The sequence below is a fragment of the Proteus penneri genome (genome assembly GCF_003144535.1).
Classification (GTDB): domain Bacteria; phylum Pseudomonadota; class Gammaproteobacteria; order Enterobacterales; family Enterobacteriaceae; genus Proteus; species Proteus penneri.
In genome coordinates, this window is sequence record NZ_PHFJ01000007.1 from 1 (window position 1) to 5,793 (window position 5,793).

A 5,793-nucleotide genomic window follows, 5' to 3' on the forward strand; every position below is an offset into this window, starting at 1 on the left:
ATTAACCTAATACTTTAGCAACAACGCCCGCACCTACTGTACGGCCACCTTCACGGATAGCGAAACGTAAACCGTCGTCCATCGCGATTGGGTGAATCAGTTCAACGATCATGTTGATGTTGTCACCTGGCATTACCATTTCTACGCCTTCTGGTAATTCGATAGTACCAGTTACGTCAGTTGTACGGAAGTAGAACTGTGGACGGTAGCCTTTGAAGAATGGAGTATGACGACCACCTTCATCTTTGCTCAGAATATAAACTTCTGATTCAAATTTAGTGTGTGGGTTGATTGAACCTGGTTTCGCCAGTACTTGTCCACGTTCGATTTCTTCACGTTTAGTACCACGCAGAAGAACACCTACGTTCTCACCTGCACGACCTTCGTCAAGTAATTTACGGAACATTTCAACGCCAGTACAAGTTGTTTTCGCTGTTGGTTTAATACCAACGATTTCAACTTCTTCACCAACTTTGATTACGCCACGCTCAACACGACCTGTTACTACTGTACCACGGCCTGAAATTGAGAATACGTCTTCAATTGGTAACAGGAATGGTTTGTCAATTGCACGCTCTGGCTCTGGGATGTATGAATCCAGTGCTTCTGCTAATTCAACAATTTTTGCTTCCCACTCTGCTTCGCCTTCCAGTGCTTTCAGCGCTGAACCACGGATTACTGGAGTGTCATCACCTGGGAAATCGTACTGAGACAGAAGTTCACGAACTTCCATTTCTACTAATTCCAGTAACTCTTCATCATCTACCATGTCACATTTGTTCAGGAATACGATGATGTAAGGAACACCAACCTGACGACCTAACAGGATGTGCTCACGAGTTTGTGGCATTGGGCCATCTGTCGCAGCAACAACCAGGATAGCTCCGTCCATTTGCGCAGCACCAGTGATCATGTTTTTAACATAGTCGGCGTGACCTGGGCAGTCTACGTGTGCGTAGTGACGAGTTGGGGTGTCATATTCTACGTGTGAAGTAGAGATGGTGATACCACGAGCTTTTTCTTCTGGTGCGTTATCGATTTGATCGAATGCACGAGCAGCACCACCATAAGTTTTAGCTAAAACTGTAGTGATTGCAGCAGTCAGAGTTGTTTTACCGTGGTCAACGTGGCCGATAGTACCAACGTTAACGTGCGGTTTTGAACGTTCAAATTTTTCTTTAGACATTTAAATTGTCCCTCTAAGACACGGAATCGGTGGTTACACCACATCAACCAAGCAGTAAGTAAATTAGCGATTTGCTAGTGCTTGTTAAGATTTTAATCAGGGAGGCAAGAACATGAAGGAGTGGTGCTGATAGGCAGATTCGAACTGCCGACCTCACCCTTACCAAGGGTGCGCTCTACCAACTGAGCTATATCAGCACATCTGGAGCGGGCAGCGGGAATCGAACCCGCATCATCAGCTTGGAAGGCTGAGGTAATAGCCATTATACGATGCCCGCAGAACTCGGCTACCTGACTTAAAATCAGCTTTGTATTCTACTTAAGTGTTTACTAATTTAAAACACTTAAGTTTGGAATTAATGGTGGTGGGAGAAGGATTCGAACCTTCGAAGTCTGTGACGGCAGATTTACAGTCTGCTCCCTTTGGCCGCTTGGGTATCCCACCAAACCTAATTTTTAATGGTGCCGGCACCAAGAGTCGAACTCGGGACCTACTGATTACAAGTCAGTTGCTCTACCAACTGAGCTATGCCGGCTAAGTGGTGCGCATTCTAGGAGGACTTTCATCATGATGCAACAAAAAAATTGCGATATTCGTTCTTTTGCTTAGATTTTGTTCATTTTTAATTGAATTGTTGATTTTTTAGGAAAAAAACGACCAAAATGCCAACAAAAAATCATGCTAGATTAGCAAGCTAATTTAGCTAATCACTCCCGAATTTATTCACCACCAATAAATTTTTAGAAAAAATTTGATTGCCCCCCCTGTTAGTCTACGCTAAAAAATTATTTTCATGACTATTTTTTATACTTTTTTTACAAATTTATTCAGTTCGTGTCAAAAAAAGTAGAAAAAATTTAAAAAATATCTACGCCTAAGAGTCATCACTCGTTATGATGCTGTTTATTTTTTATCGGATACGGGTGTTTTAAACAGCCTGTCCAACCTGCGAATATTAGGCAGATGTTGGCTTATGAATAACAAAGAACGCTTTATAACCCCTTATTTAGAGTTTGACAGAAAGCATTGGGCAACGTTAAGAGATTCCGTTCCTTTAACATTAACCGAAAAAGAGATCGCTGATTTAAAAGGAATTAATGAAGAAATTTCTATTGATGATGTAATTGAGATTTATCTTCCTCTTTCAAGATTACTCAATTTTTACATAAGTTCTAACTTGCGCCGTCAAGCTGTCTTAGAGCAGTTTCTTGGAACACGAAGCGCCAAAATCCCCTACATTATTGGTATAGCGGGTAGTGTTGCTGTTGGTAAAAGTACCACAGCTCGTTTGCTACAAGCGCTTTTAACCCGTTGGCCAGAACATCGTAAAGTTGATTTAATCACTACTGATGGCTTTCTTTTGCCTAATGCAGAGTTAAAGAGACGCGGAATAATGAAAAAGAAAGGATTTCCTGAATCCTATGATATGCATAGCCTTGTCTCTTTCGTTTCTGATATAAAATCAGGCAAAAAACAAGTAACAGCCCCTGTCTATTCTCATTTAGTGTATGACATCATTCCAGATAAGGAACAGGTTATTGAACAACCTGATATTTTGATCCTTGAAGGATTAAATGTATTACAGAGCAATCAGGATTATCCTCATGATCCACATAATGTTTTCGTATCAGATTATGTAGACTTCTCCATTTATGTTGATGCTGAAGAAGAATTACTAAAACACTGGTACATCAGTCGCTTTTTAAAATTTAGAGAGGGTGCGTTTACTGATCCTGAATCATATTTTAATAATTACTCTAAATTAAGTAGAGAAGAGTCTATTGAAATAGCATCTTCAATTTGGCAAGAAATTAATGGTTTAAATCTGAAACAGAACATCCTGCCTACAAAAGAAAGAGCGAGTCTTATACTAACTAAAGGTCAAAATCATTCGATCACTAACGTTCGATTACGTAAGTAAATCTAAACAATTATCACCATTTGGTCTAAGAACTATTATATTTTAGTTATTAAAAATTGTACTGATAACTAAAAAGCTTTCCAGTTTAGGAAAGCTTTTTAGTTTTAGATTTTCGATGCAATTTAAAGCATTATGGTGCACTTCTCAGTGATATTTCACCACCTATATAAGATATTATTTTTCCATTTTGTTCTAAAAGTAAAGCACCTTGATCATTAATGCCTTTGGCAATACCAAAGATCTCTTTTTCACCAATAATAAGCTTTACACGGCGATCCATAAAGTTATCTAAACGTTTCCAACGCTCGATAAACACAGATAACCCTTGTTTTTCAAATTGTACAAATGCTTCTCTTAATGCATTAGTAATTTCACAAGCAAGTTCATTTCTGTCAATTTTAATACCAACTTGCTCCAAATTAATCCATTGTTGGTTAATGGCTTCATTTTGATTTTTACTCATCGCAATATTGATACCAATCCCTGTGACAATATGAGCAACATCACCTGTTTTCCCTGTTAGCTCAACAAGAATACCTGAAAGCTTTTTATCATTTAAATAGAGGTCGTTAGGCCATTTAACTTTAACGCCATCTGCACCAAGTTTTTCCAATACTTCAGCCATAATAACGCCGACAACCAAACTCAGTCCTATTGCAGCAGCAGGCCCTTGATCGAGTTTCCAATACATACTCAAATATAAATTTCTACCAAAAGGCGAAATCCATTGACGCCCTCTTCTACCTCGCCCAGCAGACTGGTATTCAGCAATACATACATCACCCGATTTTAATTCGCTGATACGTTGGATCAAATATTGATTTGTAGAATCTATAACAGGAATAACGCTAGCCGGCTCACCTTTAATATTCTGATTCACAATATCTGCGTTCAATAAGTTCATTGGTGCATCTAATTGATATCCTTTTCCTGCAACCGTCTGAACATCGATACCCCAGCTACGCAATGTTTGAATATGTTTATTAATGCCTGCTCGAGTCATTCCTAAACTTTCGCCTAATTGTTCTCCTGAATGAATATTTCCATCAGCAAGGAGTTCAATTAATAATAAAGGAGTTGGTGTTTCTTTCATGAAATAGCATCCACTGCATTGATTTCGCCATATTGACCAATAAAGCGAACTTCTGGCTCTAATTTTACACCGAAGCGTTCTGAGACTTTCTGGCGAATATATGCGGCTAAGTTCACAATATCTTCACCTGTCGCGGTGCCGTCTTTATTAATAAGTACCAGTGCTTGTTTAGTGTGGACTGCTGCACCACCAATTTGATGCCCTTTAAGACCACATTGATCAATCAGCCAACCTGCCGCAAGCTTCACACCATCTCGCTGTACATATTGAGGGCAAAATGGATATTCTGTTTTTAATTGTTGTGCAATACGAATATCAACAATTGGGTTTTTAAAAAAACTTCCAGCATTACCCGTTATTTTTGGATCGGGTAGCTTGCTTGTTCTCATTAAGCATACAGATTCGAACACATCCTTTGGTGTAACAGTTTCTAATGATAATTTTGATAAATCACCATAAGTAAGAATAGGTTCCCATTTTTTACTTAGTAGTAAACCGACAGCAATAATAGCAAAGCCTTGTTGATAATGATGTTTAAAAATACTATCGCGATAACCAAACTCACATTCTTCATTTGTTAATCGACTAATATTGCCTGTGCTTAATTCAACAATATCAACATAGGCACAAACATCTTTCAGCTCTTTACCATAAGCACCAATATTTTGTATCGGCGCAGAACCAACATTGCCAGGGATCAACGCTAAATTTTCCAGTCCATAGATATTTTTTTCTAACAGATATTCAATAAGCGCATGCCAACTCTCGCCAGCTCCAACATGAATAGACCAATATTGTTCATCTTCAGTAATTTCAATGCCAGTAATACAGTTACGGATAACAATACCATTAAAATCTTCAGTAAATAGCACGTTACTACCGCCACCTAGAATAAGGGTTGGTAATCTCTTCTCATGGGCATTTTGCCAATATGTACAAAGCTCATCTTTATTATTTGCAGTTTCTATTTGGTGAGCTTTTACTCTCAAACCAAATGTATTAAATGCTTGCAATGAAACCGATTCTTTCATGAAAGTCTACCTCATTTAGCTGATAGCTTAGTTTAACAGCCAAGTATCATTGAGGATAGCAAAGTGATAAGTGATTAGAAAAGAGAAAGTATATTTGTATTTTAAATATCTTAAACGCAAAAAAGCCAACCCATTGGGTTGGCTTTCTCGTCTTATTTAATGCCTGGCAGTTCCCTACTCTCACATGGGGAGACCCCACACTACCATCGGCGCTACAACGTTTCACTTCTGAGTTCGGCATGGGATCAGGTGGGACCGTTGCGCTATGGCCGCCAAGCAAATTCTGTATTTATAACTGTCTGTTTATGCAGCTATAATAATTTTTTATTGGTGCTGATACCCAGATTCGAACTGGGGACCTCACCCTTACCAAGGGTGTGCTCTACCAACTGAGCCATATCAGCACTAGTGGCTTATTGTCACCGGCTGACACAGCCTAAATTTAATGCCTGGCAGTTCCCTACTCTCACATGGGGAGACCCCACACTACCATCGGCGCTACAACGTTTCACTTCTGAGTTCGGCATGGGATCAGGTGGGACCGCTGCGCTATGGCCGCCAA

At 39.3% G+C, this 5,793-nt stretch carries 4 protein-coding genes, 5 tRNA genes and 2 rRNA genes; 1 reads left to right on the plus strand and 10 read right to left on the minus strand.

What is annotated here, in order from left to right; genetic code table 11:
* Nucleotide 1: 1 nt before the first annotated feature.
* From tuf to CUB63_RS10205, 5 genes are all read right to left on the minus strand, one after another.
* A complete protein-coding gene (gene tuf / locus CUB63_RS10185) occupies nucleotides 2-1,186 on the minus strand; it encodes an elongation factor Tu (protein ID WP_006535489.1) in 1,185 nt (394 codons plus the stop codon).
* 121 nt (nucleotides 1,187-1,307) lie between these two features.
* Nucleotides 1,308-1,383 (minus strand) — tRNA-Thr (locus CUB63_RS10190).
* Nucleotides 1,384-1,388: 5 nt separating this feature from the next.
* A tRNA-Gly gene (locus CUB63_RS10195) sits at nucleotides 1,389-1,463 on the minus strand.
* Nucleotides 1,464-1,545: 82 nt separating this feature from the next.
* Nucleotides 1,546-1,630 (minus strand) — tRNA-Tyr (locus tag CUB63_RS10200).
* 15 nt (nucleotides 1,631-1,645) lie between these two features.
* Nucleotides 1,646-1,721 (minus strand) — tRNA-Thr (locus tag CUB63_RS10205).
* Nucleotides 1,722-2,159: 438 nt separating this feature from the next.
* Between CUB63_RS10205 and coaA the strand changes: the two genes are divergently transcribed.
* Complete coding sequence (gene coaA, locus CUB63_RS10210; protein ID WP_072062991.1) at nucleotides 2,160-3,107, plus strand: type I pantothenate kinase; 948 nt, start codon at nucleotides 2,160-2,162, stop codon at nucleotides 3,105-3,107.
* 130 nt (nucleotides 3,108-3,237) lie between these two features.
* Here coaA and birA read toward each other — a convergent pair whose 3' ends face one another.
* From birA to rrf (CUB63_RS10235), 5 genes are all read right to left on the minus strand, one after another.
* Nucleotides 3,238-4,200, minus strand: a complete 963-nt coding sequence (birA, locus tag CUB63_RS10215; RefSeq protein ID WP_109847981.1) for a bifunctional biotin--[acetyl-CoA-carboxylase] ligase/biotin operon repressor BirA — start codon at nucleotides 4,198-4,200, stop codon at nucleotides 3,238-3,240.
* Nucleotides 4,197-5,231, minus strand: coding sequence for a UDP-N-acetylmuramate dehydrogenase (gene murB, locus CUB63_RS10220; RefSeq protein WP_006535484.1), 1,035 nt, complete (start codon nucleotides 5,229-5,231; stop codon nucleotides 4,197-4,199). Before murB ends, birA begins: the two co-directional genes overlap by 4 nt.
* A gap of 161 nt (nucleotides 5,232-5,392) precedes the next feature.
* Nucleotides 5,393-5,508 (minus strand): 5S ribosomal RNA (gene rrf, locus CUB63_RS10225).
* Between the two features lie 51 nt (nucleotides 5,509-5,559).
* Nucleotides 5,560-5,635 (minus strand) — tRNA-Thr (locus CUB63_RS10230).
* 43 nt (nucleotides 5,636-5,678) lie between these two features.
* Nucleotides 5,679-5,793, minus strand: a 5S ribosomal RNA gene (rrf, locus tag CUB63_RS10235).